Below are 24449 nucleotides of genomic sequence, written 5' to 3' on the forward strand. Positions count from 1 at the left end.
GGCGTGGACAGACCGCCTGATCGGGTCGTTCCCCTGACTCAGGCGCATTAAGCCGTTCATCAATCTTCAGGGTAGCTCTGCTACCCTTTTTTACCGGAGTTCGTTATGGGTATCGATTGGAACTGGGGCATTTTTCTCGAACAGGCCCCGTTCGGAAATACCACCTATCTCGGCTGGTTGTGGTCCGGTTTTCAGGTGACAATTGCTGTCTCCTGCTGTGCCTGGATTATCGCTTTCTGCGTAGGTTCATTCTTTGGCATTCTGCGTACCGTGCCTAATCGGCTGCTGGCAACGATTGGCACCTGCTATGTGGAATTGTTTCGTAACATCCCCCTGATCGTGCAGTTCTTCTTCTGGTATCTGGTGGCGCCAGAGCTGGTTGGTCAGAAGCTTGGCATGTGGTTTAAGTCGGAGCTGGATCCCAACCTGCAGTTCTTTATCTCGTCGGTGATCTGTCTGGGCCTGTTTACCGCCGCACGCGTCTGCGAGCAGGTGCGCGCGGCGATTCAGTCTTTGCCGCGGGGACAAAAGAATGCCGGGCTGGCAATGGGCCTGACGCTGCCGCAAACCTATCGCTATGTGTTGCTTCCTAATGCTTACCGCGTGATTGTGCCGCCAATGACGTCAGAAATGCTTAACCTGGTTAAAAACTCGGCGATTGCGTCGACGATCGGCCTGGTGGACATGGCTGCGCAGGCGGGCAAGCTGCTGGACTATTCCGCACACGCCTATGAATCGTTTACGGCCATTACGCTGGCCTACATTGCCATCAACCTGGTGATTATGTTTTTAATGAGCCTGGTTGAGCGCAAAGTGCGTCTGCCCGGCAATATGGGAGGCAAGTGATGTACGCGTTTGACTGGAGTTCCATTCCTCCCAGCCTGCCTTACCTGCTTAATGGTCTGGTCATTACCTTTAAAATCACCCTTACGGCGGTGGTCTTTGGCATCCTGTGGGGCACGCTGCTGGCGGTGATGCGTTTGTCGACCTTCAGGCCCATCAGCTGGTTTGCCAAACTGTACGTTAACCTGTTCCGTTCGGTACCGCTGGTTATGGTCCTGCTGTGGTTTTATCTGGTGGTGCCGAGTTTCCTGCAGCAGGTGCTGGGTATTTCCCCTAAAACCGACATTCGTTTGATTTCGGCAATGGTCGCCTTTTCGCTGTTCGAAGCGGCGTATTATTCGGAAATCATTCGCGCCGGCATCATCAGTATTGCGCGTGGGCAATCCAGCGCGGCGCTGGCGCTGGGCATGACGCAGTGGCAGTCCATGCGCCTGGTGATTCTGCCTCAGGCGTTTCGTGCCATGGTTCCGCTGTTACTGACCCAGGGCATCGTCCTGTTCCAGGATACCTCGTTAGTGTATGTGCTGAGCCTGGCGGACTTCTTCCGCACCGCCTCCACCATCGGTGAGCGTGACGGTACCCAGGTTGAGATGGTGTTGTTTGCCGGTCTGGTCTACTTCGTGATCAGCCTGAGCGCGTCACTGTTGGTCAGCTATCTAAAAAGAAAAAGGACGGTTTAAATGATTAGCCTGAAAAACGTTTCTAAGTGGTATGGTCAATTTCAGGTGCTGACCGACTGCTCTACCGAAGTCAAGACCGGTGAAGTGGTTGTGGTATGCGGGCCGTCAGGCTCGGGCAAATCGACCCTGATCAAAACCGTGAATGGCCTGGAACCTGTGCAACAGGGCAGCATTACGGTAAACGGTACTGAAGTGAACAATAAAAAAACCAATCTGGCCAAACTGCGCAGTAAGGTCGGCATGGTGTTTCAGCACTTCGAACTGTTCCCTCACCTGAGCATTATTGATAACCTGGTGCTGGCGCAGGTCAAAGTCTTAAAGCGCGACAAAACCGCCGCCCGCGAGAAAGGCCTCAAATTGCTGACTCGCGTGGGCCTGTCAGCGCATGCGGATAAGTTTCCCGGCCAGCTCTCGGGCGGTCAGCAGCAGCGTGTCGCGATTGCGCGGGCACTCTGTATGGATCCGATTGCCATGCTGTTTGATGAGCCGACCTCCGCACTCGATCCCGAAATGATCAATGAAGTGCTGGACGTTATGGTCGAACTGGCCCAGGAAGGCATGACCATGATGGTCGTGACACATGAAATGGGCTTCGCCCGTAAGGTGGCCAATCGGGTGATCTTTATGGACGAAGGAAAAATTATCGAAGACACCCATAAAGATGACTTCTTTAATAATCCACAGTCTGAGCGGGCAAAGGATTTCCTGGCAAAAATTCTGCACTAAACGTCAGGCGGGCACAAAGCCCGCCTGCTTCTTCTACGGCTCAAAAGGCTGACGATAAAACTGATCGTGATTGCATTCGGGGCAACGTGACAGCGTTTCCGGCGTATAAATGGCGCGAGTGAAGTGGCATTTTTCGCAGACCAGATTGCCCAGGCCCACCACCTCACCACTTTGGTACACACCGTGATGTTGCAAATCCTGAAAAACCTCACGCCACTCTAACTGGCTTTTATCCGTAATATCTGCCAGCTCCTTCCAGATGCTTTCCCGAATCACGCGCATAAAAACGGAGTCGGCGACCGGCTCTTCCGCCTCTGCATAGTTACGGCCAAACTCTGCCAGATCGCGACGCACCGACGTCAGCGCCCGATCGATTTCGTCCGGCGTCAGATCGGAGTGCGCTTGTAAATGACGGCGCCGATCGTCAACTAACGTATCCAGATCGCGATCGCCGTGGCGAAGACGTTCGGTTAATACCGCCAGTGAGGCGTGATATTCCTGGGCCACTTTATTCATTTTATTCTCCTTTTTGCGCTCAGTACCTGTACTAAGTTTAGCTACTTTGTCACATTTGCCCGGCTCGCTGGGTAAGGAAGCGTAAAAGAGTGAAAGCAGGGATGCGTTGACGATAAATCGCCCCCGTAAAAGTGGGAAGTGTTGTTGATGTGCGGCCTTATGGGTATGCTATGCGGATCGTAAAGTCAGCAAAGTGTCATCTATTAAGGACCACAGGCAGCCATGCAAGAGCAATACCGCCCGGAAGAGATTGAATCCCGCGTTCAGCAGCAGTGGGATGAAAACGAAACGTTTAAAGTGACTGAGCAGGAAGGCAAAGAGAAGTACTACTGCCTGTCTATGCTGCCCTATCCTTCTGGCCGCCTGCACATGGGCCACGTTCGTAACTACACCATCGGCGACGTCATTGCGCGTTATCAGCGCATGCTCGGCAAAAACGTGCTGCAGCCAATTGGCTGGGACGCCTTCGGTCTGCCTGCGGAAGGCGCGGCGGTCAAAAACAATACCGCGCCGGCGCCCTGGACTTATAACAACATCGCGTACATGAAAAACCAGCTTAAGCTGCTGGGATTTGGCTATGACTGGAGCCGCGAGCTGGCGACCTGTCAACCGGAGTATTACCGCTGGGAACAGTGGTTCTTCACCAAACTGTATGAAAAAGGCCTGGTGTACAAAAAAACCTCGGCGGTGAACTGGTGCCCGAACGATCAGACCGTACTGGCCAACGAGCAGGTTATCGATGGCTGCTGCTGGCGCTGTGACACCAAAGTCGAGCGCAAAGAGATCCCACAGTGGTTCATTAAAATCACTGATTACGCCGAAGAGCTGTTAAACGATCTGGATACGCTGGAAGAGTGGCCTGAGCAGGTCAAAACCATGCAGCGTAACTGGATCGGCCGTTCTGAAGGGGTGGAAATCACCTTTGACGTGGCAGACAGCAGCGAAAAAGTGACGGTTTATACCACGCGTCCGGACACCTTCTACGGCGCGACCTATGTCGCTGTCGCCGCCGGTCATCCGCTGGCGGCACAGGCGGCGGCCAGCAACCCTGCTCTGGCTGATTTTATCGCAGAATGCCGCAACACCAAGGTAGCCGAAGCCGATATGGCCACCATGGAAAAGAAAGGCATGGCGACAGGCCTGTCTGTCGTGCATCCGTTAACGGGTGAACGCCTGCCTGTCTGGGTCGCGAACTTCGTCCTGATGGAATACGGTACGGGTGCGGTCATGGCCGTGCCGGCGCATGACCAGCGCGACTGGGAATTTGCGACCAAATACGATCTGCCGATCAAACCGGTTATCCTCAATCTGGACGGCAGCGAGCCTGACGTCAGCGCCGCCGCGATGACCGACAAAGGTACGCTGTTTAACTCTGCCGAGTGCAGCGGCCTGGATCACAGTGCCGGTTTTAACGCCATTGCAGATGCGCTGGCGGCAAAAGGCGTTGGCGAGCGTAAAGTCAACTATCGCCTGCGCGACTGGGGCGTTTCTCGTCAGCGTTACTGGGGCGCGCCGATTCCGATGGTAACCCTGGAAGATGGCACCGTCATGCCGACACCAGAAGACCAGTTACCGGTGATTCTGCCGGAAGATGTGGTTATGGACGGCATTACCAGTCCGATTAAAGCCGATCCGGACTGGGCAAAAACCACCGTGAACGGTCAGCCTGCGCTGCGCGAAACTGATACCTTTGACACCTTTATGGAATCGTCGTGGTACTACGCGCGTTATACCTGTGCCGACTACAAGGACGGTATGCTGGATCCGGCTGCAGCAAACTACTGGCTGCCGGTAGATCAATATGTCGGCGGTATCGAACACGCCATCATGCACCTGATGTATTTCCGCTTCTTCCATAAACTGCTGCGTGATGCAGGCCTGGTGAATTCGAATGAGCCAGCCAAACGTCTGCTGTGCCAGGGCATGGTGTTAGCGGATGCGTTCTATTATCTGGGCGTTAACGGCGAACGTAACTGGGTTTCGCCGGTTGACGTGACCGTCGAGCGCGATGAGAAAGGCCGCATTGTTAAAGCCTTAGATACTCAGGGCCGCGAGGTGATTTACGCGGGCATGAGCAAAATGTCCAAGTCGAAAAACAACGGCATCGATCCCCAGCTGATGGTTGAGCGCTATGGCGCCGATACCGTCCGTCTGTTCATGATGTTTGCCTCGCCTGCGGATATGACGCTGGAGTGGCAGGAATCCGGTGTGGAAGGGGCAAATCGCTTCCTGAAACGTGTCTGGAAACTGGTCTACGATCATTCACAGAAAGGTGCAACGGTTGCCCTGGACGTCGCCAGCCTGAATGACGATCAGAAAGCGTTGCGCCGCGACCTGCACAAAACCATTGCCAAAGTGTCGGATGATATTGGTCGTCGCCAGACCTTTAACACCGCGATTGCGGCGGTCATGGAGCTGATGAACAAGCTGGCGCGTGCGCCGCAGGACAGCGAGCAGGATCGTGCGTTGATGCAGGAGGCCTTACTGGCCGTGACGCGTTTGCTGTATCCGTTCACCCCGCATGCCAGCTACGTGCTGTGGCAGACGCTGGGCGGCGAAGGCACTATCGACAATGCGGAATGGCCAGTGGCAGATGACGCCGCAATGGTCGAAGATTCTCTGCTGATCGTGGTGCAGGTCAACGGTAAAGTGCGGGGTAAAATTACTGTGGCAGCCGAGGCTACACAGGAGCAGGTTCAGGCGCGCGCTGCTGAGGAGCCTCTGGTGGCGAAATACCTTGATGGTGTGAGCATTCGTAAAGTCATTTATGTACCGGGCAAACTGCTTAACCTGGTTGTGGGTTAAGTTCAGGAGGAACTGTGCGACATCCGATTATCAGGTTGTTTGTCATGCTGGCGGCGGTGATCACCGCTGGCTGTGGTTTTCACCCGCGCGGCACCACTCAGGTGCCGACGGAACTGCGAACGCTGGTCTTAGAAACGGGCGATCCTTACGGGCCGCTGACGCGCGTGGTGCGTCAGCAGTTGCGAATCAACAACGTTAACATCGTTGAAGCGACGCAGAAAAACAGCATGGTCGTACCGACCCTGCGTCTGGGCGGGGAATCTCAGGGTCGAAGCACCGCATCCGTCTTCATCAGCGGCACCACCGCTGAATATCAGATGGCGATGGTGGTTACGGCTCAGGTCTTGATTCCCAACAAAGGGATCTACCCTATCAGCACGACCGTTTATCGCTCGTTCTTTGATAACCCGAACGCGGCCCTGGCGAAAGATGCGGAACAGGACATGATCACCCAGGAGATGCGTCAACGTGCAGCCGAACAACTGGTTCGTAAGCTGTTGGCGGTACATGCGGCCCAGATGGACAGCCCGCAGACATCCTCTTCGTCAACGGTGGCAAAACCGGTTCACTCTGCTGCGGGAACGGCCTCTTCCGCGGCACCCCTGACGCAATGATCAGGATTTATCCGGAACAACTCAGCGCGCAGCTCCGTGAGGGGCTGCGCGCCTGTTATTTATTAACCGGCAATGAACCTCTGTTGTTGCAGGAAAGTGCGGATGCCATTCGCGCCAGCGCCGTGGCGCAGGGCTTTGAAGAACATATGAGTTTTACCCTGGATGCACAAACAGACTGGGACAGCCTGTTTGTCAGTTGCCAGTCAATGAGCCTGTTTACTCAGCGACAGACGCTTACATTGCAGTTTCCTGAAAATGGTCCCAATGCCGCCATCGCCGAACATCTGATCACGCTCGCCTCGCTGCTTCATGAGGATATTTTGCTGATTTGCCGGATGGCGAAACTCAGCAAAGCGCAGGAAAACAGCGCCTGGTTTAAAGCGCTGTCAGCCCATGCGGTACTGGTCCCCTGCCAGACGCCGGAGCAGGCGCAACTGCCGCGCTGGGTCACCAGCCGGGCCAAAGCGATGAAGCTCGCGATCGACGATGCGGCGGTCCAGCTACTCTGTTACTGCTACGAAGGTAACCTGCTGGCGCTGGCGCAGGCACTTGAACGTCTGTCTCTTCAGTGGCCTGATGGCAAGCTCACGCTACCGCGCGTTGAAGCCGCAGTCAGTGATGCCGCGCACTTTACGCCTTATCACTGGGTCGACGCGCTACTGGCAGGCAAGAGCCGTCGCGCACTGCATATCCTGCAACAGTTGGAAAGTGAAGACAGCGAAGTGACGATATTGCTGCGGACGCTGCAGCGCGATCTGATGACTCTGCTGCACCTGCGACGTCATCAGACACAGCAACCTCTGCGTACACTGATGGATCAACAGCGCATCTGGCAAAATCGCCGTCCTCTCTTTACTGAGGCGTTGCAGCGCCTTGATGCAGCGCGCTTACAACAGGCAATCCATCTGTTGACGCAAATCGAAATTACGCTGAAACAGGATTATGGACAATCGGTCTGGCCACAGTTGCAAACGCTGTCAATGCTGATTGCCAACCGTGCTTTTCCCGCGAGTTTTGCCCATGTCTGATTTACACGCCCTGTTTGGCGGCACCTTCGACCCGATCCATTTCGGCCATTTACGCCCGGCAGAAGCGCTGGCGCAGCAAACTGGCCTGGCCCGGGTTACCCTGTTGCCCAACAATGTGCCGCCGCACCGGCCGCAGCCGGAAGCCAGTCCGCAACAGCGCCTGGCGATGCTGCGGTGCGCTATTCGCGATCTGCCGCTTTTTGATATCGATACGCGCGAACTGCAACGGGACACGCCCTCATGGACTGTCGATACGTTAGAAGCCATACGGGCTGAACGTGGCGATCAGCCGTTAGGGTTTATTATCGGTCAGGACTCATTACTGACGCTTGCAAAATGGCATCGCTGGCAGGATTTACTGAGCCTGTGTCATCTGCTGGTGTGCCAGCGACCAGGCTATCCGACTGAGATGGCGACGCCGGACATGCAGGACTGGCTGGACAGACACGTGATCCACGATCCTCAGGAACTGCAGCAGCGTCCGGCCGGCGGCATCTGGCTGGCAGAAACCCCGCTCTATGCCATTTCAGCTACCGAAATTCGCAAGCGTCGTCATCAACATCTCGCCTGTGACGATTTACTGCCCGCCTCGGTAATCGACTATATCGACCGCGCCGGCTTATATCGCGACTGATATGGGCGTGATATACTACGCCGCTAAATTTTTCGGCTGTATCCCGGGCGTCAGCCAGCCCGCTCTCACCAGTTTTTAAAGGGGAACCTTTTGCAAGGTAAAGCACTCCAAGAGTTCGTTGTTGATAAGATTGATGATTTGAAAGGTCAGAACATCGTCACCCTCGACGTTCAGGGTAAATCAAGCATTACTGATTTCATGATCATCTGCACCGGCACCTCGACGCGCCACGTTACCTCAATCGCTGAACACGTTGAGCAGGAATCCCGCGCCGCCGGCCTGATGCCGCTGGGCGTTGAAGGCAAGACGGCCGCTGACTGGGTTGTGGTCGACCTCGGTGAAGTCATCGTGCATGTGATGCAGGAAGAGAGCCGTCAGTTATATGAACTGGAAAAGCTCTGGGGTTAAGCGGTGAAATTGCAGCTTGTTGCCGTCGGCACCAAAATGCCTGACTGGGTGCAGACCGGTTTTATGGAATACCTGCGTCGTTTTCCCAAAGACATGCCGTTTGAACTGACGGAAGTTCCGGCGGGCAAACGGGGTAAAAATGCCGACATCAAACGCATCCTGGAAAAGGAAGGTGAAGCGATGCTGGCCGCCACAGGTAAAGGCAACCGGATTGTCACGCTGGATATTCCCGGACAGCCCTGGGAAACCCCACAGTTGGCCCAACAGCTGGAACGCTGGAAACAGGATGGCCGCGATGTCAGCCTGCTGATTGGCGGCCCGGAAGGGTTAGCGCCAGCCTGCAAAGCGGCGGCGGAACAGAGCTGGTCGCTTTCGGCCTTAACGTTGCCTCATCCGCTGGTGCGCGTGCTGGTTGCCGAAAGCCTCTATCGCGCATGGAGCATTACGACAAATCATCCTTATCATCGTGAATAACCGATAAGCTCACTCCAGACATTACAAGTAGCGGATGAAATTACAAAGCAACGCCTTTCGCGATTACAGCGCCGAACAAAAAGTCTTTGTCCGCAGGGCTTATATTGCTTTTGTCGGCGTCTTACTGCTCTCCTCCGTGCTGGTGGTTAATCTCTATCACCTGCAGATTTTACGTTTCGACGATTACAGTACCCGCTCCAACGAAAACCGAATCAAACTGGTGCCGGTCGCGCCCAGCCGCGGCATCATCTATGACCGCACGGGTACGCCGCTGGCCCTGAACCGGACCATTTATCAGGCGGAACTGGTGCCGGAAAAGGTCGATGACCTGAAACAAACCCTGCAAAATTTGCGTCCGGTCCTCGAACTCACCGATGAGGATATCGAGGCGTTTGAAAAAGAGCGTAAACGTTCGCGCCGCTTCACGTCGATTCCGGTTAAAACCGGGTTGAATGAGGTGCAGGTGGCGCGCTTTGCGGTGAATCAGTATCGCTTTCCTGGCGTAGAAGTGAAAGGCTACCAGCGCCGCTATTATCCCTATGGCCAGACACTGACTCATGTTGTGGGCTATGTGTCGAAAATTAACGACCGCGACGTGGCCCGTCTGGATAAAGAGGGAAAATGGCCCAACTATGCGGCAACGCATGATATCGGCAAACTCGGTATCGAAGCCTATTACGAAGACCTGCTGCATGGCAAAACCGGCTATGAAGAGGTCGAAGTTAACAACCGTGGCCGGGTCATACGGCAGTTGCACGAGCAGTCGCCCCAGGCCGGTCGTGATATTTATCTGACTATCGATCTCAAACTGCAGCAGTATATCGAGACGCTGCTGGCCGGTAGTCGTGCAGCGGTCGTGGTCAGCGATCCGCGCACCGGTGAGATTCTGGCGATGGTGTCGACCCCCAGCTACGATCCCAACCTGTTCGTTGACGGCATTTCCAGCAAAGACTATCGCGGCTTGCTGAACGATGAAAATCGCCCACTCTATAACCGTGCGATTCAGGCCGCTTATCCGCCTGCTTCTACCGTTAAACCCTATGTTGCCGTCTCCGCCCTGAGTGCGGGGGTGATTAACCGTAATACCAGCCTGTTCGATCCTGGCTGGTGGCAACTCCCCGGCTCCGAGAAACGCTACCGTGACTGGAAAAAATGGGGACATGGTCGCCTGAATGTCACCAAATCGCTGGAAGAGTCCGCTGATACCTTCTTTTATCAGGTTGCCTATGACATGGGCATCGATCGTCTGTCGGAGTGGATGACGAAATTTGGCTATGGCATGCGCACCGGCGTTGACCTGCCTCAGGAAAGCGCTGGCAACATGCCGACGCGTGACTGGAAAATGCGTCGCTTTAAAAAGCCCTGGTATCAAGGCGATACCATTCCAGTCGGCATCGGTCAGGGTTACTGGACAGCGACACCGTTGCAGATGAACAAAGCGATGATGATTCTTATCAACGACGGCATCATCAAAGTGCCGCATTTGCTGCGCGCGACCCGTGAAGGCCGTACGCTGGTGCCTTATCGTCAGCCGCCTTCCCAGCCGATTGGCGATATCCACTCTGGCTACTGGGAAATTGCCAAAGACGGCATGTACGGCGTCGCCAACCGGCCAAACGGCACGGCCCACAAAAGCTTTGCCGATGCGCCTTACAAAATTGCCGCGAAGTCCGGTACCGCACAGGTCTTCGGTCTGAAAGAGAACGAAACGTATAATGCGCATAAAATCGCTGAACGCTTACGTGACCATAAGCTGATGACCGCTTTCGCGCCTTACGATAAACCACGCGTTGCCGTCACCATGATTCTGGAAAACGGCGGGGCCGGTCCGGCAGTGGGCACGGTCATGCGCCAGATTCTGGATCACATTATGTTAGGCGATAACAATACTGTCCTGCCGGATGCTGCGCCTACACCACCTGGCTATGAAGGTGAATAATCATGTCGATGAATGACAGCCCGCAGAAGCGGACGATCTGGATGCGCATGCACATTGATCCGCTGTTTATGCTGATCATCCTTGCGCTACTGACCTACAGCGCCATTGTTATCTGGAGTGCCAGCGGCCAGGATCCCGGCATGATGGAACGTAAACTGGGCCAGATCGCCATGGGATTAGTGGTTATGCTGGTGCTGGCGCAGGTCCCGCCGCGAGTGTATGAAGGCTGGGCACCTTATCTGTATATTATCTGCGTCATTCTGCTGATCGCGGTGGATGCTTTTGGGCAAATCAGTAAAGGCGCACAGCGCTGGCTGGATTTGGGGTTTGTCCGCTTTCAGCCTTCCGAGATCGCCAAAATTGCGGTGCCGTTAATGGTGGCGCGTTTTATTAACCGCGATGTCTGTCCACCTACCCTGAAGAATACCGCAATTGCGCTGGTGCTGATTTTTCTTCCCACACTGCTGGTGGCCGCACAGCCTGACCTCGGCACCTCGATTCTCATCGCCGCGTCCGGGCTGTTTGTGCTGTTTCTGTCGGGCATGAGCTGGAAACTGATTGGCATTGCCGTCCTGCTGGTCGCAGCCTTTATTCCTATCCTGTGGTTCTTCCTGATGCATGATTATCAGCGAGACCGCGTGATGATGCTGCTTGATCCGGAAAGCGACCCATTGGGCGCGGGCTATCACATCATTCAGTCAAAAATCGCCATTGGCTCCGGCGGCTTGCGCGGTAAAGGCTGGCTGCACGGTACACAGTCACAGCTGGAATTCTTGCCGGAACGTCATACGGACTTTATTTTTGCCGTGCTGGCCGAAGAGCTGGGTCTGGTTGGCGTGTTGTTACTGCTGGTGCTCTACCTGCTGTTAATCATGCGCGGCCTGATCGTCGCCGCCCGGGCACAGACCACCTTTGGGCGCGTCATGGCGGGCGGATTAATGTTGATTTTATTCGTCTATGTTTTCGTTAACATTGGCATGGTTAGTGGTATCTTACCGGTGGTTGGCGTTCCGCTGCCGCTGGTCAGCTATGGCGGCTCGGCGCTTATTGTGCTTATGGCGGGATTTGGCATCGTAATGTCGATCCACACACACCGAAAAATGTTATCTAAAAGTGTTTAAGAGGTCGCAGATGCGTAAGGACTGGCTTGGCGTTGTATTGGCTTCAATGGTGTTGGCTGCATGTTCTACTCAGGAACCGCAACAGCAGAGTGCTCCACCCCAGCCCGCCTACAATGGCCCGGTGGTGGAAATTCCTGGCGTTGAGCCGCGTTATGAGCCGGTCAACCCGTCGACCAGTCAGGACTACAGCGTCAATGGCAAGACTTATCACATCATCAAAAATCCGGCTAACTACAGTGAAGTCGGTTTGGCCGCCTGGTATGGTGACGAAGCCCAGGGCAGCCGTACCGCCATCGGCGAGCCTTTTGATCCGGATGCCCTGACCGCCGCGCATCCGACACTGCCGCTGCCAAGTTATGTGCGCGTCACGAATCTGGCCAACGGACGTCAGATTGTCGTGCGCGTTAACGATCGTGGCCCTTACACGCCAGGACGCATTATCGATCTGTCACGTGCGGCCGGCGATCGTCTGAACATCTCCAATAACACCCGCGTCCGCGTGGATTACATCAGCGTCGCGCCAGATGGCACGCTCTCGGGTCCGGGTACTATCGGCACTGTTGTGGCAAAACAGAGTTACGCCCTGCCCGCACGTCCCGATCTGAACGGCCCCGTCATGAGTTCGCCCTCCGTCATGAACGGCGGCGGTCAGACGCAAACGGCACCGGCAATGGAAACGGCACCTGCCGCACAGGACGTGTCGCCCATCAGTAATGCGACGCTGAAAACGGACAATGCCATGGGCGCGCCCGTTCAGAGCAGTGGTTTTCTGGGGGCCCCTCAGCCCTTACCGAGCGGTGTTCTGGAAGGCAGTGAGCCAGAGGCGGCCCCCGCCACTGCCGCTGCCGCACCGGTGGTTGCCAGCGCCGCCGCGCCTCACGCCGCTTCATCCAGCCAGAGCAGCAGCGCTTCGCTGTCCGGCTATGTCGTCCAGGTCAGCGCTATCAATGATGCAGCACGTGCGCGCCAGCTGCTCAGCAGTCTGCGCCAGCGCTTCGGCGTACCCGGCGCAGTGGAAAACGCGGGGAACAACGTTTATCGCGTACAGCTCGGCGGTTACAAAACCCGTGCCGAAGCTGTGGCGCTACAGCAGCGCCTGAGCCGTGAGGGTCAGAGCGCGGCTTTTGTGACCACCGCAGGTCGTTAAACAACAGCTTTACTCATGACTGGTAACGTCTGTTAACAACCCAGTTATCAAGCCGGGTGCCTGTTAATCAGGCATTTGTTATGATGAATGACTTTTTTTAACCCTAAACCCATGGATGTTGTCGTCCCACACATGAACACGCTGAAACCTTCTCGTTTGTTAAAACGCCTGACAGTGGGATCACTGATCGCTTTCTCTCTCAGCCATGCCGCCATTGCTGATGATGTCAATCTTAAGACCATGATTCCGGGCGTTCCGGATATTGATGCGGAAGCCTACGTTCTAATCGACTACAACTCAGGCAAAGTGCTGGCTGAAAAGAACGCCGATGCACGCCGCGATCCTGCCAGTCTGACGAAGATGATGACCAGCTACGTGATCGGTCAGGCAGTGAAAGCCGGGAAAATTCATCAGGACGACATGGTGACTGTTGGTCAGGATGCCTGGGCAACGGGCAATCCGGTCTTTAAAGGATCATCACTGATGTTCCTGAAACCCGGCGATCGCGTACCGGTTTCTCAGTTAACGCGCGGTATCGTCCTGCAGTCTGGTAATGATGCCTGCGTCGCGATGGCGGACTATGTTGCCGGCAGCCAGGATGCTTTCGTAGGGCTGATGAACAACTACGTGAAAGCGCTGGGTCTGCAGAACACGCACTTCCAGACCGTCCATGGCCTGGACGCCGAAGGCCAATACAGCTCCGCCCGTGATATGGCGTTGATTGGTCAGGCGCTTATCCGTGATGTGCCGGAAGAGTATGCGGTTTACAAAGAAAAAGAGTTTACCTTCAACAACATTCGCCAGATGAACCGTAATGGTCTTCTGTGGGATACCAGTCTGTCGGTCGACGGGATCAAAACCGGCCACACCGCAGCGGCGGGCTATAACCTGGTTGCCTCTGCGACAGAAGGTCAGATGCGCCTGATTTCCGCCGTAATGGGTGGACATACCTTTAAGGGCCGTGAAACCGAAAGCAAAAAGCTGCTGACCTGGGGCTTCCGCTTCTTTGAAACGGTTGCACCGTTGAAAGCCGGCAAAGAGTTTGCCTCTGAGCCCGTGTGGTTTGGTAACAGCGATCGCGTACAGCTGGGCGTGGAAAAAGATGCGTATCTGACCATTCCTCGTGGCCGTATGAAAGACCTAAAAGCCAGCTATGTGCTGAGCAATACTGAACTGCATGCGCCGTTGAAGAAAAATCAGGTTGTGGGCAGCATCAACTTCCAGTTAGATGGCAAAACCATCGATCAACGCCCTCTGGTGGTGCTGAACGAAGTCTCTGAAGGCGGCTTCTTTAGCCGTATCGTTGACTACATCAAACTGATGTTCCATCACTGGTTTGGTTAAAGGTGCATGGCGGCGGTTGAAAAACCGCCACCTCGCCCCCATTACAGGTTAATATGATGCTCCCGCTTCGGCGGGAGCCTGTTTTTTAAGTACCGGAGTGATTATGAAAACCAAACTGAATGAACTGCTCGAATTCCCGACCCCGTTTACCTATAAAGTGATGGGGCTGGCACAACCGGAGCTGGTTGATTTGGTGCTTGAAGTGGTGCAGCGCCATGCTCCCGGCGATTACAGCCCTGAGGTGAAACCGAGCAGCAAGGGTAACTATCACTCGGTCAACGTCACCATTAATGCGACACATATCGAACAGGTTGAAACCCTGTATGAAGAACTGGGCAAAATTGAAATCGTGCGCATGGTGTTGTAACACTGTCAGTCATACTGCCAACGAGCCATGTCGGTGCTACCGGCTGGCCCGTTTTTGTTTGCAGACCGCGCCGGTGCGGCGGAAAACGTCTCAGCCTTCCTTTTACGCTCATCATTTCACTTCCGCGCGGCCGGCGTTATACTCAGCCTCTGCCCTCTTAACGGATATTCGTTTTGTCAGCTGAAACGCTCCTTATTCGCCAGCCTGGTTTATGTGACTGGCAGTTAACCTCAGACGCGATGCATCGCTACACCGACCAGCGCGACGCTGAAAGCCGTGATGAAATCTGGCTGGTTGAACACCCGCCGGTCTTTACCCAGGGCCAGGCAGGCAAAGCCGAGCACCTGTTGATGCCCGGCTCGATTCCGGTGGTACAGAGCGATCGCGGCGGCCAGGTGACCTATCACGGTCCGGGTCAGCAGATCATGTATGTGCTGATCGATGTTAAACGTCGCAAAACCGGCGTGCGTCAGCTTGTCACCGCGTTAGAAGAAACGGTGATCGCCGTACTGGACAGCTTTGGTGTGGCGGCTCGGGCGCGCGCCGATGCACCCGGCGTTTATGTCGGAGAAGAAAAAATCTGCTCGCTGGGCCTGCGCATTCGCAAAGGGTGCTCGTTTCATGGGCTGGCTCTCAATGTCGATATGGATCTCAGCCCGTTTTTGCGTATCAACCCCTGCGGTTACGCGGGCATGCACATGACGCAGTTAAAACATTTTTGCCCGGAGGTCACGCTGGCGGATGTCCGCCCACGGCTTGCCGAGACCTTCGCCCGCCAGTTAGGTTATCAGCAGGTGGAATGGCATGAGGCGGAACCGGCCTTACCTTGACGGTGCGTGCGTATTTACAAATATGTAACTTATCACGCACGTCTGTGGCTGCTTCCTGGCCGCTGAGATGATATAATTTTTGCACTTTTTTCAAATAAAGTTGAAAGCCGCCTTCTCGGGTTGAGTGAGACAGCTTTCAAATCGCAATCCGACCGGAACCTGCTGATTTATGAGTAAACCAATTCAGATGGAACGCGGCGTCAAATACCGTGACGCAGACAAAATGGCGCTGATCCCGGTGAAAACCGTGGCCGTTGACCGGCAAGAAATCTTACGCAAGCCGGAGTGGATGAAAATCAAACTGCCTGCGGACTCCAGTCGTATTCAGGGCATTAAAGCGGCGATGCGTAAAAACGGTCTGCACTCTGTTTGTGAAGAAGCCTCCTGCCCTAACCTTGCCGAATGCTTTAACCACGGTACCGCCACCTTTATGATTCTGGGTGCAATTTGTACCCGCCGTTGCCCGTTCTGCGATGTGGCACACGGTCGCCCCAACGCGCCCGACGCGAATGAACCCGGTAAGCTGGCACAGACCATTGCCGACATGGCATTGCGCTATGTGGTAATCACCTCCGTGGACCGCGACGATCTGCGCGACGGCGGTGCTCAGCATTTTGCGGACTGTATTACCGCCATCCGCGAAAAAAGCCCTAATATCAAGATCGAAACGCTGGTACCCGACTTCCGTGGTCGCATGGATCGTGCGCTCGAGATTCTGACCGCCGCCCCACCGGATGTGTTTAACCACAACCTTGAGAACGTGCCGCGTGTATACCGTCAGGTGCGTCCGGGTGCCAACTATGAATGGTCGCTGAAGCTGCTGGAGCGTTTTAAAGAGGCGCATCCTGATGTACCGACGAAATCCGGTTTAATGGTTGGTCTGGGTGAAACCAATGCTGAAATCATTGAGGTCATGCGCGATCTGCGTCGTCACGGTGTGACAATGCTTACTCTGGGACAGTACTTGCAGCCCAGCCGCCACCATTTACCTGTTCAGCGTTATGTCAGCCCGGCGGAGTTCGATGAAATGAAAGAAGAAGCGCTGGCGATGGGCTTTACCCACGCGGCCTGTGGACCCTTTGTGCGTTCTTCTTATCACGCGGATATGCAGGCAAAAGGGCTGGAAGTGAAATAAGCATTTGCCGTTATGTCAGGTGCAGAAAAAACAAAAACCAGATTGTCCGCAATCTGGTTTTTTTCTGCAGTCAGAAATAAAAAGTAACACTTCTGTCATTCTGACGCGGTCTTACTCTTTATGAGAAACGCGTTCTGCAGGGGTTTCTTCCGCTGAGGTACGTGCTGCACTGGAATCTTCGTCTTTCATAGCCTTTTTAAAGCCTTTGATTGCGGAGCCCAGATCGCCACCCAGAGAGCGTAACTTGTTGGTGCCAAAAAGCAGTACGATAAGCGCACCGATAATCAGCAGCTTGGCAATACTGATACCTTCCATATTTAACCTTATAATCTGACGAATAACGGTAATGACTATTTAGGCGCAGTTTAGGGGCAACCTCAAGCGGAATCTGTAACAGAGTAAGAAAACGCCCGACGCATTTTATGCGCTACGCTTTGCCCGTTCCCCTGCGCCTCGGGGATCAACGCGCCGGATCCAGCTCTGGCCGGGCAAAGCGACGGTTCTCCAGCACCGGCAGCAGAGCCCGCGCCGCCGCAATGCGCTGTGGGTCCAGATCGGCAACGATCAAAGCAGGCGACTCCGCGGCGCGACTTATGGGTACGCCCAGCGGATCGATCACCATACTGTTGCCAATATTACGTGCGCCGCACTCGCCCACCGCCAATACATAACAGGTATTTTCCAGCGCTCGCGTTCGGGTGAGTAAATCCCAGTGCATCTCTTTTAGCGGTCCTCTGACCCATGCTGATGGCACGACCAGCACGTCAGCACCATCCAGCACAAGACGTCGTGCCATTTCCGGAAACCGCACGTCATAGCAGGTCATCAGCCCAACGTTCATGCCCGCCACGGGCACCAACGGCGGCACGTCCTGACCGGCCTCAACCCGCGCCGATTCCTGCATTGAAAAGGCATCGTACAGATGCAGCTTGCGGTATTCCGCCAGAATCTTGCCGTCGCAAATGGCTACCAGAACGTTAAAGACTTTATGGCTGTCGCCCGGCACATGCATCCCGAACACGGTCGTCAGCGCCTGCCCCTGGCTGGCGGCCAGTAACTGGGTCAGAAACGGGCCGTTCAGCGGTTGGGCCGCTTCCCGTATCCAGTCAGGGTTGGTCATATCTGTGGCCAGCACGGCCTCCGGTAGCACCAGCAGATCGGCGCTGGCTTCCCGGGCTTGTGCCATCATGTTTATACAGGCTTGCGCATTCTCCTGCCATTCCCGTTTAACGACAAACTGACCCAGCGCGACTTTCATTCGTCATCCTCCCTGCCGACAGCAGCCCTGCTGTGGCGCTTATAATGGCTGTAAGGCTTTCACATGGTAGCGCGGTGATTCAACATACCCTTCGCGGCCATAAAACTGGTTGGCTTTAAGGCGTGACGCATGACAATGTACTTCCATGCGATCACAGCCATGTTGCGCCGCCAGCGCTTCAGCCTGCTTAAGCAGCGTCTGTCCCACCCCTTTGCTGCGCTCACCATCGGCAATACAAAAATAGCTGATACGGGCAAAATCACCGGCCAGGGCCAGTTGTGGGATGAAGTGCATAGAGAGAAAACCCAGCACCTGATTACCGTGTTCGGCCACCAGCAGCGTTTCACTGGGATCGGTTATCAACTGGGCAAGGCGCTGTTCAATAAACGACTCTGTGCCGCCATAACCTAATTCACTTAACAGCGCGCTCAACACGAAACTGTCCCTGGCCTGGGCGGGGCGAATATTCATCCTGTCACCTCTTCCTCTGCGATGTAGAAAGGTAGTTATAACCCGATCAGCCCGAAAATGCTGCCTCGGGAGGTTGTTATAATTATGTTACAAGAGCTATCTGTGACTGGTAGCGCAATTTATGCGCTGAAATACCGTCCTGACGGCGGATAAGCGGCTGACTGGATTAAGAAAGGCAGCAGGAAAGCAGCCGTTCGTGAGGTTAAAGTGAGCAACACCGCAAGCAGGGTTCTCGCCGCAGCAAAAAACAGATTAACGCAGGCATAAAAAAACCCGCCAGAAGGCGGGTTTTTAGAATTCTGACTGTTAACTTACAGACTGATAACGTTAGCAGCAGATGGGCCTTTTGCGCCGTCAGTGATTTCAAACTCTACACGCTGACCTTCAGCCAGAGTTTTGAAGCCATTGCTCTGGATCGCAGAGAAGTGTACGAATACATCTTTGCTGCCATCTTCAGGAGTAATGAAACCGAATCCTTTAGATTCATTAAACCACTTAACGTTACCTTTAATCTTAGACATCTATATTACCTTTACATGAAAAATGGACACTAAACTGTGTCGTCATCTAGTACAGCAATTGCTGAAGGTTTTGTCCAGCCTGATTTGATGAAAAAGTGATAAATATCCATTTTATTTACCCTTCGGTGACTTATTCACTGGCGCGGACAGTTAAAACTGCCAGCGCACCCAGGCAAAATACACGTTCCCGTTGTTATAAGTCCCTGGAATGTAAGTCATTTGAAAGTTCACTGGGCCGTAACCTACTGATGCCAGAGGTAATATAGCCGGGATGGGATAATATCCCCAGTTATCCCTTGCCGTTACCCCAACCGTATAGCCCAGTCCATAATGAAATGCCTGATTAGTGAGCGGGCGCCAGGTCGCTTCCCAGCCATAGCCTGTAAAAGGTTCCCAATGATTAAAGGAGTCTTTGAACGCCATCGCATAAAGGCCATGCCAGTTCCCTTTCTCGTCGTAACGGGAAACGCCACCGCCCGCTCCCCAGGGACGTTCGTTGTAGCGATCAATATGCTCTCTGTCATAGGTCCAACGGTTGTGCCAGGTGATGGCAGGCACATAAAGATCGATGCTCTGCGGTTGTTCCCAGGTTTGCTGAACATTATCGCTAAAGGTGTTCCAGCCGGATTTGATTTGCTGGGTAAATGTGGCGGCCTGGAGGGAAAAAGAGACAAACAGGGCCAAAAAGGGGCCTGAAAAAAGAGATTTATTCACGTCAATGCTACCTGTATCGTTTCGATTAAATTCAGTATTCCACACTGAAACTCAGTAACGGAAAAACGCCTCAATCCCGGATACGTGTCCCTCTCCGGGTATTTTCAGCATGTAATTATCATTCATGTTACGGAAAAGTGGGGAAATTTTAACGTAAAAAATCTGAACACATCCCAAACGGCAAGGGCAAATAGCCGCTTACCTGCCCTTCAGCTAGCGAAACAGCAACTTACAGGCAACCGGGCTTACTGAGAAACCCGCTAAAATATGGTGTGTCCCTGTTACACTCCTCTATGAAACCGGGCGCTGATCCTGCTTGTGCGGGCGTACGAGGGCCTTGATGAGAAGAACAGCGATTGCGGCCACAACGTACCTGGGGATGGCACAGCCGGTCGGGATGACGCAGAGATGCAGGCTGAAATACGAAGGGGAAAGAAACAACACACAGGAAAATTTTAGGCATCGGGCACCCGTCTGGATGCCCGTAAAAACACGATCAGAAGATGAGCTTAAACACGCCTGTCAGCGTCAGCAGTCCGACGATAAAAATGATGGCGATGATCCACAAAATTATTTTCATTTCATATCCCTTACCTAATAAAACAATCCCCTGACAGTATAGGCGAGATTTTGCCGTTTGCTTTTTGCCAGCCGTGATCGCATACCGGAAGGCAATAATCGGTTTTAGCGGTTTCTTTCTGTGAGAAGTATCGCATCGCGTGACTTTAGTGCGGCCTGCCGTTTCGTTTTGCAGATTATTCCTGGCTAAAATTTATGCCGACAGGAAAGCCCGAGAATGTTGACAGTCCAAATGCAGAGCAGGGAGAGACCTTATGAGCAGTATTAATACCAGTATGGGCCGCTACAGCCTTAAGGCAAAGTACAGCGGCGACAAAATCAAAGGTTTTTTCGCCATCAATGATGAAGGCGGCACGCAACTGACCCGACAAGAGTTTGCGGAGCATTACCTTGATGATGTGGTCAACAATGTGATTTATCCGGTTACAGGCGGTAACCGTGAGATTGCCCGCGCACTGCGAGAAGAAATGGTGAAAGCGGGTTTTGAAGATGCAGATTAACCTTTTGGGCCGCCCGTTCTGTGCGGCCCTTTTGTTTTCTACACTCTGATTTCTATACCACGTAAGAGAGCAACAAACAGCCCACCAGCCCACACACCGAAATAATGGTTTCCAGCGCAGACCAAGAGCGAAGCGTCTCGCCTATAGTCAGGTTAAAATACTCTTTAAATAACCAGAACCCCGGATCGTTAACGTGTGAAAAAATCACACTGCCCGAGCCCACCGCAATGACCATCAGTTCAGGGCTGGCACCGCTGGTCGCAATCAGTGGTGCCACAATGCCGCCTGCCGTAATGGCCGCAACGGTAGCGGATCCGAGTGCAATACGTAACACAGCAGCGATTGACCATGCCATGAAGAGAGGCGACAGATTAGTTGCATGCATCATACCGGCGATGTATTTATCCACGCCGCTGTCCACCAGGACCTGTTTAAAGGCACCGCCGCCGCCAATGATGAGCAGCATCATGGCGATAATCTTGATGGAGTCGCTCAGGGTATCCATGACCTGTTCCATACTGCGACCACGATTCAGACCGAAGGTGAAGATAGCAATCAGCACAGCAATCAGTGTCGCCATGATGGGATCGCCAAAGAACTCAGCATAAGGGAGCAAGGCATGCCCTTTAGGCAGAACCATTTCGGCCACCGCGCGCAGCGCCATCAGTATTACAGGCACAAGCGATGTCCAGACGCTGACCCCAAAGCCCGGCATTTCCGCTTCCGTGAAAGTTTTGGGGTTGTACAGGCCTTCCGGAATCGGTTTATCAATGCCTTTCAGGAAACGGGCATAAACCGGCCCCGCAAGAATCACCGTTGGAATGCCCAGTAAGGTGCCAAACAGCAGCGTTTTCCCCATATCTGCGTTGAACAGCGTCGCAATGGCGGTCGGGCCCGGATGAGGAGGCAGAAAACCGTGGGTTACGGACAGTGCCGCGGCCATCGGCACGCCCACAAACAGCAGCGGGACACGTGCTGATGCGGCGACGCTAAACACCAGCGGCAGCATTAAGACAAAACCGACCTCATAAAACAGCGCAAACCCCACGATGAAGCCGGTCAGCACGAGCGCCCACTGAATATGCCGCGTGCCAAACTTCGCAATCAACGTGGTGGCAATACGCTGCGCACCGCCGCAGTCGGCCAGCAGTTTACCGAGCATCGCGCCAAAACCCATAATCAGCGCCAGACCGCCCAGCGTGCCGCCCACGCCATTTTTAATTGAAATAATCACTTTGTTGACCGGCATGCCCTGCATCACGCCCACCGCCAGCGCAACCAGAATCAACGCGATAAAACCATTAAGTTTAAAGCGAATCATCAGCAGTAACAGTAATGCCACGCCAATCGCCACATAGAGTAATGGCATAATTTTTCTCCACCTGATGCCCTGAATGATGTCAGTGCCGCTTGGTTATCGTGGTCCCGGAGGACGCTTAAAATCAGGGAAATGTCGTGACATTTATGTTTTGACACACCCTGTTACCGATAACATGTTAAGGGTAACATCCCGACTCGCGCATCACCCCGCCAGGGATGAATTTACGTTTTGCGAAGGTGATCAACTTTTTAACCGACCGCTATCAGAAAGTTTCTTGAGGCCTGACGTTGGGTTTTCGTTACACTCAAAGCTTAGCGAAGAGACAAAAGGATGCGCGGGTGAGTGACAATCTGAGTGAGCTGTACAGCAATCAACATACCCTTTTTGGCCGGGGAAGCCTCAGCAAGCTGATTCCTCTGCTGGCTGCCCAACCCCAGGCCACTCTGCTCTTTTGCGGCCGGTCATTTTTGCAGGGGGAAGCTTATGCACGTATCAAAACCACCCTGAACGATCATATTGTGGGTTATGAAATTGTCAGCCATGAGGCTTCCCCGGCGGATATTGATGGCTGGGTCACCCGCTGGCGAGGGCATGTTGATCGGGTCGTCGCGATAGGCGGCGGAAGCGTACTGGATGCGGCTAAAGCCTTTAGCGCCATGATTCAGCATCCACTCTCCACGGCCCGTTATCTGGAAAAAGTCGGCGATACGGCGGTCAACCCGGTTACCCTTCCCCTCATCGCCGTTCCGACCACGGCGGGCACCGGCAGCGAAGTTACCCAAAACGCGGTGGTGACCGACCAGCAGGATATCCAGATCAAAGCGTCGCTGCGTCATCCGGTATTTGTGCCGCAGGTCGCCATCCTGGATCCCGACTTACTCAAAGGCGCCCCCGATACTGTGCTGGCGACCTGCGGGATCGATGCCTTCACACATCTGTTTGAAGCCTACCTGTCTGGCAAGGGCAACCACTTTACCCGTCAGATGGCCTTGAGTGGGCTGCGTCAGTTTATCCAGGCCTGGCCGGCCTTGAACCAGTTGGATGAAACAGGCGATCGGGCGCGTGAGGCGATGATGATGGCTTCCTGGCTGGGCGGTGTCAGCCTGAGCACTGCCGGTCTGGGCGTGATTCACGGTATTGCGGGCGAGTTGGGGGCGATAAAGCCTTTCCATCATGGCGAAGTCTGCGGCAGGCTGTTATTCACGTTTCTGGACCATCTGGCCGTGAGCCAGCATCCTGAACAACGTCAGTTGATGGCCGACATGCATCAGCAGCTGTTTGGCACGCACACGGACTCTCCGGCACGTGACCTGAAAGCCTGGCTGCAACGTACCGCGATTACCGCATTCTGGCTGGATGGCCCGACGCTGAGCGAAGCGGACGTGGCCTGGATTCTGGCCCGCGCGAACAGTAAAAACAGTCTGATCAGCTACAGTAAAGATGAGATGCACGACATGCTTGTTCGTGCCTGGACCGTCACCGCGTAGCCCACGGGCGGGCGTTTTGCCCGCCCGCATCAGGCCACTACCTCTGCTGCGCTGCCGCTGTATTGAACGGCGCTTCCCCTGCCAGCATCTGTTCAATCACCTGCAGGACACCTTCCTCATTGTTTCCGGGAGCCAAAAAACGCGCCGTTTGCTTTACCCGTTGCGGCGCATTGCGCATGGCGAAGCTGTACCCGGACTGCTGCAGCATTTCCAGATCGTTACCGCCATCACCAAAGGCCAGCACCTGATCGTGGGAAATGTCCCAGCGCTGTGCCAGCAGGTTCAGGCCATTGGCTTTATGCTGACCGGGCACGATTAAATCTACCGAGCCGTGACCGCTGGATGTGGCTGCTGCCGATCCTGCGTGCAGGCGACCAATATCCGCCATTAAAGGCTCAACGTAATCGTCTGACAGATTCAGCGCAAATTTCAGTATCCGATCGTCAGCCACCTCATCAAGCGTACGTATTGGCTTAAGCCGGTGACAGTAGTGACGCATCTTCACCAGCCACGTTTCATCCATTCCCTCAAAATAATAGGCGCTGTTTCGTCCACAAAGCAGATAACGCAGGTCGGGATAGTGTCCGTTTTTCAACGTATCGAGCACGGCATCAATGTCGCTGCGTGAGAACGCGCCACAGAACCGCTCTTCATCCCTGTCGATAATCAATGCGCCATTTTCAGCGACGAAGGCGATCTCGCTGGCAATCTCAGGAAAAAACGACCGCAGTTGGTGGTATTGATTGCCACTGGCGACCACAAACCTGATGTTTCGCTGGCTGAGCTGGTGGTAACAGGCAAGAAAACGGGCGCGGTTGTACTGCTTTTTGTCATCCAGAAAGGTGCCGTCCATATCAACGGCAACCATTTTTACCGTGGTCATCAGAACTCCTTAGCAGGGAAACGTTCAGGATTCACTGTCAGAATAGCCTGATAATGCAGCGCATGTGGCATAAAAAAGGGATGGCATCTGCCATCCCTGTATGG

Annotated in this window: 26 protein-coding genes; 18 read left to right on the forward strand and 8 right to left on the reverse strand. The window is 54.3% G+C overall.

The features are described 5' to 3' along the window. The first annotated feature begins 105 nt into the window (after nt 1–105). Genes C1N59_RS14705 through C1N59_RS14715 form a run of 3 tightly spaced genes read left to right on the forward strand, consistent with a single transcriptional unit; the run spans nt 106 to nt 2249 of the window. Nucleotides 106–846 carry an amino acid ABC transporter permease gene (locus C1N59_RS14705; RefSeq protein WP_006118418.1) on the forward strand — a complete coding sequence of 247 codons (741 nt, stop codon included), beginning with the start codon at nt 106–108 and terminating at the stop codon, nt 844–846. Continuing rightward, nucleotides 846–1523, forward strand: a complete 678-nt coding sequence (gene gltK, locus C1N59_RS14710) for a glutamate/aspartate ABC transporter permease GltK (RefSeq protein ID WP_006118417.1) — start codon at nt 846–848, stop codon at nt 1521–1523. Before C1N59_RS14705 ends, gltK begins: the two co-directional genes overlap by 1 nt. Then, nucleotides 1524–2249 carry an amino acid ABC transporter ATP-binding protein gene (locus C1N59_RS14715; RefSeq protein WP_039342886.1) on the forward strand — a complete coding sequence of 242 codons (726 nt, stop codon included), beginning with the start codon at nt 1524–1526 and terminating at the stop codon, nt 2247–2249. Nucleotides 2250–2282: 33 nt separating this feature from the next. Here the strand turns inward: C1N59_RS14715 and C1N59_RS14720 are convergent, their stop codons facing one another. Then, a complete protein-coding gene (locus tag C1N59_RS14720) occupies nt 2283–2765 on the reverse strand; it encodes a zinc ribbon-containing protein (RefSeq protein WP_006118415.1) in 483 nt (160 codons plus the stop codon). Nucleotides 2766–2987: 222 nt separating this feature from the next. Here C1N59_RS14720 and leuS point away from each other — a divergent pair, with 222 nt between their 5' ends. The 13 genes from leuS (at nt 2988) to lipA (ending at nt 16611) form a co-directional block, all read left to right on the forward strand. After that, nucleotides 2988–5570 (forward strand): leucine--tRNA ligase, encoded by a 2583-nt coding sequence (gene leuS / locus C1N59_RS14725; RefSeq protein WP_394549807.1) that lies wholly within the window; start codon nt 2988–2990, stop codon nt 5568–5570. A 14-nt stretch (nt 5571–5584) separates the two neighbouring features. Beyond that, nucleotides 5585–6184, forward strand: coding sequence for an LPS assembly lipoprotein LptE (gene lptE, locus C1N59_RS14730; RefSeq protein ID WP_006118413.1), 600 nt, complete (start codon nt 5585–5587; stop codon nt 6182–6184). Next, the gene (holA, locus tag C1N59_RS14735) at nt 6181–7212 is read left to right on the forward strand and encodes a DNA polymerase III subunit delta (protein WP_394549808.1); all 1032 of its coding nucleotides are present in this window, start codon (nt 6181–6183) and stop codon (nt 7210–7212) included. The genes lptE and holA overlap by 4 nt, the downstream gene beginning before the upstream one ends. After that, nucleotides 7205–7846 (forward strand): nicotinate-nucleotide adenylyltransferase, encoded by a 642-nt coding sequence (gene nadD, locus C1N59_RS14740; protein WP_394549809.1) that lies wholly within the window; start codon nt 7205–7207, stop codon nt 7844–7846. The genes holA and nadD overlap by 8 nt, the downstream gene beginning before the upstream one ends. A 90-nt stretch (nt 7847–7936) precedes the next feature. After that, complete coding sequence (rsfS, locus tag C1N59_RS14745; protein WP_006118410.1) at nt 7937–8254, forward strand: ribosome silencing factor; 318 nt, start codon at nt 7937–7939, stop codon at nt 8252–8254. Between the two features lie 3 nt (nt 8255–8257). Continuing rightward, nucleotides 8258–8728: a 23S rRNA (pseudouridine(1915)-N(3))-methyltransferase RlmH gene (rlmH, locus tag C1N59_RS14750; protein WP_006118409.1), complete on the forward strand. Its 471-nt coding sequence runs from the start codon at nt 8258–8260 to the stop codon at nt 8726–8728. Nucleotides 8729–8762: 34 nt separating this feature from the next. Beyond that, nucleotides 8763–10667 carry a peptidoglycan DD-transpeptidase MrdA gene (gene mrdA, locus C1N59_RS14755; protein WP_394549810.1) on the forward strand — a complete coding sequence of 635 codons (1905 nt, stop codon included), beginning with the start codon at nt 8763–8765 and terminating at the stop codon, nt 10665–10667. Nucleotides 10668–10675: 8 nt separating this feature from the next. Further along, complete coding sequence (gene mrdB, locus C1N59_RS14760) at nt 10676–11788, forward strand: peptidoglycan glycosyltransferase MrdB (protein ID WP_006118407.1); 1113 nt, start codon at nt 10676–10678, stop codon at nt 11786–11788. Between the two features lie 10 nt (nt 11789–11798). Then, on the forward strand, nt 11799–12935 hold the full coding sequence (gene rlpA, locus C1N59_RS14765) for an endolytic peptidoglycan transglycosylase RlpA (RefSeq protein WP_058708330.1): 1137 nt from the start codon (nt 11799–11801) through the stop codon (nt 12933–12935). Nucleotides 12936–13067: 132 nt separating this feature from the next. After that, on the forward strand, nt 13068–14279 hold the full coding sequence (dacA, locus tag C1N59_RS14770; RefSeq protein ID WP_006118405.1) for a D-alanyl-D-alanine carboxypeptidase DacA: 1212 nt from the start codon (nt 13068–13070) through the stop codon (nt 14277–14279). Between the two features lie 103 nt (nt 14280–14382). Next, entirely contained in the window at nt 14383–14646 is a 264-nt protein-coding gene (gene ybeD, locus C1N59_RS14775) for a DUF493 family protein YbeD (protein ID WP_006118404.1), read from the forward strand. Between the two features lie 173 nt (nt 14647–14819). Continuing rightward, on the forward strand, nt 14820–15476 hold the full coding sequence (gene lipB / locus C1N59_RS14780; RefSeq protein WP_394549811.1) for a lipoyl(octanoyl) transferase LipB: 657 nt from the start codon (nt 14820–14822) through the stop codon (nt 15474–15476). A gap of 169 nt (nt 15477–15645) precedes the next feature. Further along, nucleotides 15646–16611 (forward strand): lipoyl synthase, encoded by a 966-nt coding sequence (lipA, locus tag C1N59_RS14785; protein WP_394549812.1) that lies wholly within the window; start codon nt 15646–15648, stop codon nt 16609–16611. Between the two features lie 111 nt (nt 16612–16722). Here the strand turns inward: lipA and tatE are convergent, their stop codons facing one another. From tatE to pagP, 5 genes are all read right to left on the reverse strand, one after another. After that, nucleotides 16723–16926, reverse strand: a complete 204-nt coding sequence (gene tatE / locus C1N59_RS14790) for a twin-arginine translocase subunit TatE (RefSeq protein ID WP_006118401.1) — start codon at nt 16924–16926, stop codon at nt 16723–16725. A gap of 145 nt (nt 16927–17071) precedes the next feature. Then, nucleotides 17072–17869 (reverse strand): deaminated glutathione amidase, encoded by a 798-nt coding sequence (locus C1N59_RS14795; protein ID WP_394549813.1) that lies wholly within the window; start codon nt 17867–17869, stop codon nt 17072–17074. 39 nt (nt 17870–17908) lie between these two features. Beyond that, nucleotides 17909–18340, reverse strand: a complete 432-nt coding sequence (locus C1N59_RS14800; RefSeq protein WP_033737452.1) for a GNAT family N-acetyltransferase — start codon at nt 18338–18340, stop codon at nt 17909–17911. A 311-nt stretch (nt 18341–18651) separates the two neighbouring features. Continuing rightward, nucleotides 18652–18861, reverse strand: a complete 210-nt coding sequence (cspE, locus tag C1N59_RS14805) for a transcription antiterminator/RNA stability regulator CspE (protein WP_006118399.1) — start codon at nt 18859–18861, stop codon at nt 18652–18654. A gap of 150 nt (nt 18862–19011) precedes the next feature. Continuing rightward, the gene (gene pagP / locus C1N59_RS14810; RefSeq protein ID WP_110267826.1) at nt 19012–19545 is read right to left on the reverse strand and encodes a lipid IV(A) palmitoyltransferase PagP; all 534 of its coding nucleotides are present in this window, start codon (nt 19543–19545) and stop codon (nt 19012–19014) included. Nucleotides 19546–20408: 863 nt separating this feature from the next. Between pagP and C1N59_RS14815 the strand changes: the two genes are divergently transcribed. After that, nucleotides 20409–20654, forward strand: coding sequence for a hypothetical protein (locus C1N59_RS14815; protein ID WP_006118397.1), 246 nt, complete (start codon nt 20409–20411; stop codon nt 20652–20654). Between the two features lie 52 nt (nt 20655–20706). On the opposite strand, the gene gntT is transcribed toward C1N59_RS14815, so the two are convergent. Beyond that, on the reverse strand, nt 20707–22023 hold the full coding sequence (gene gntT, locus C1N59_RS14820) for a gluconate transporter (RefSeq protein ID WP_039342906.1): 1317 nt from the start codon (nt 22021–22023) through the stop codon (nt 20707–20709). 290 nt (nt 22024–22313) lie between these two features. Here gntT and C1N59_RS14825 point away from each other — a divergent pair, with 290 nt between their 5' ends. Beyond that, nucleotides 22314–23462, forward strand: a complete 1149-nt coding sequence (locus tag C1N59_RS14825) for an iron-containing alcohol dehydrogenase (protein WP_039342907.1) — start codon at nt 22314–22316, stop codon at nt 23460–23462. 37 nt (nt 23463–23499) lie between these two features. Here C1N59_RS14825 and C1N59_RS14830 read toward each other — a convergent pair whose 3' ends face one another. Continuing rightward, nucleotides 23500–24345 carry a Cof-type HAD-IIB family hydrolase gene (locus C1N59_RS14830; protein WP_054634331.1) on the reverse strand — a complete coding sequence of 282 codons (846 nt, stop codon included), beginning with the start codon at nt 24343–24345 and terminating at the stop codon, nt 23500–23502. Between the last annotated feature and the right edge of the window lie 104 nt (nt 24346–24449).

This window comes from Pantoea sp. SGAir0183 (assembly GCF_043545505.1).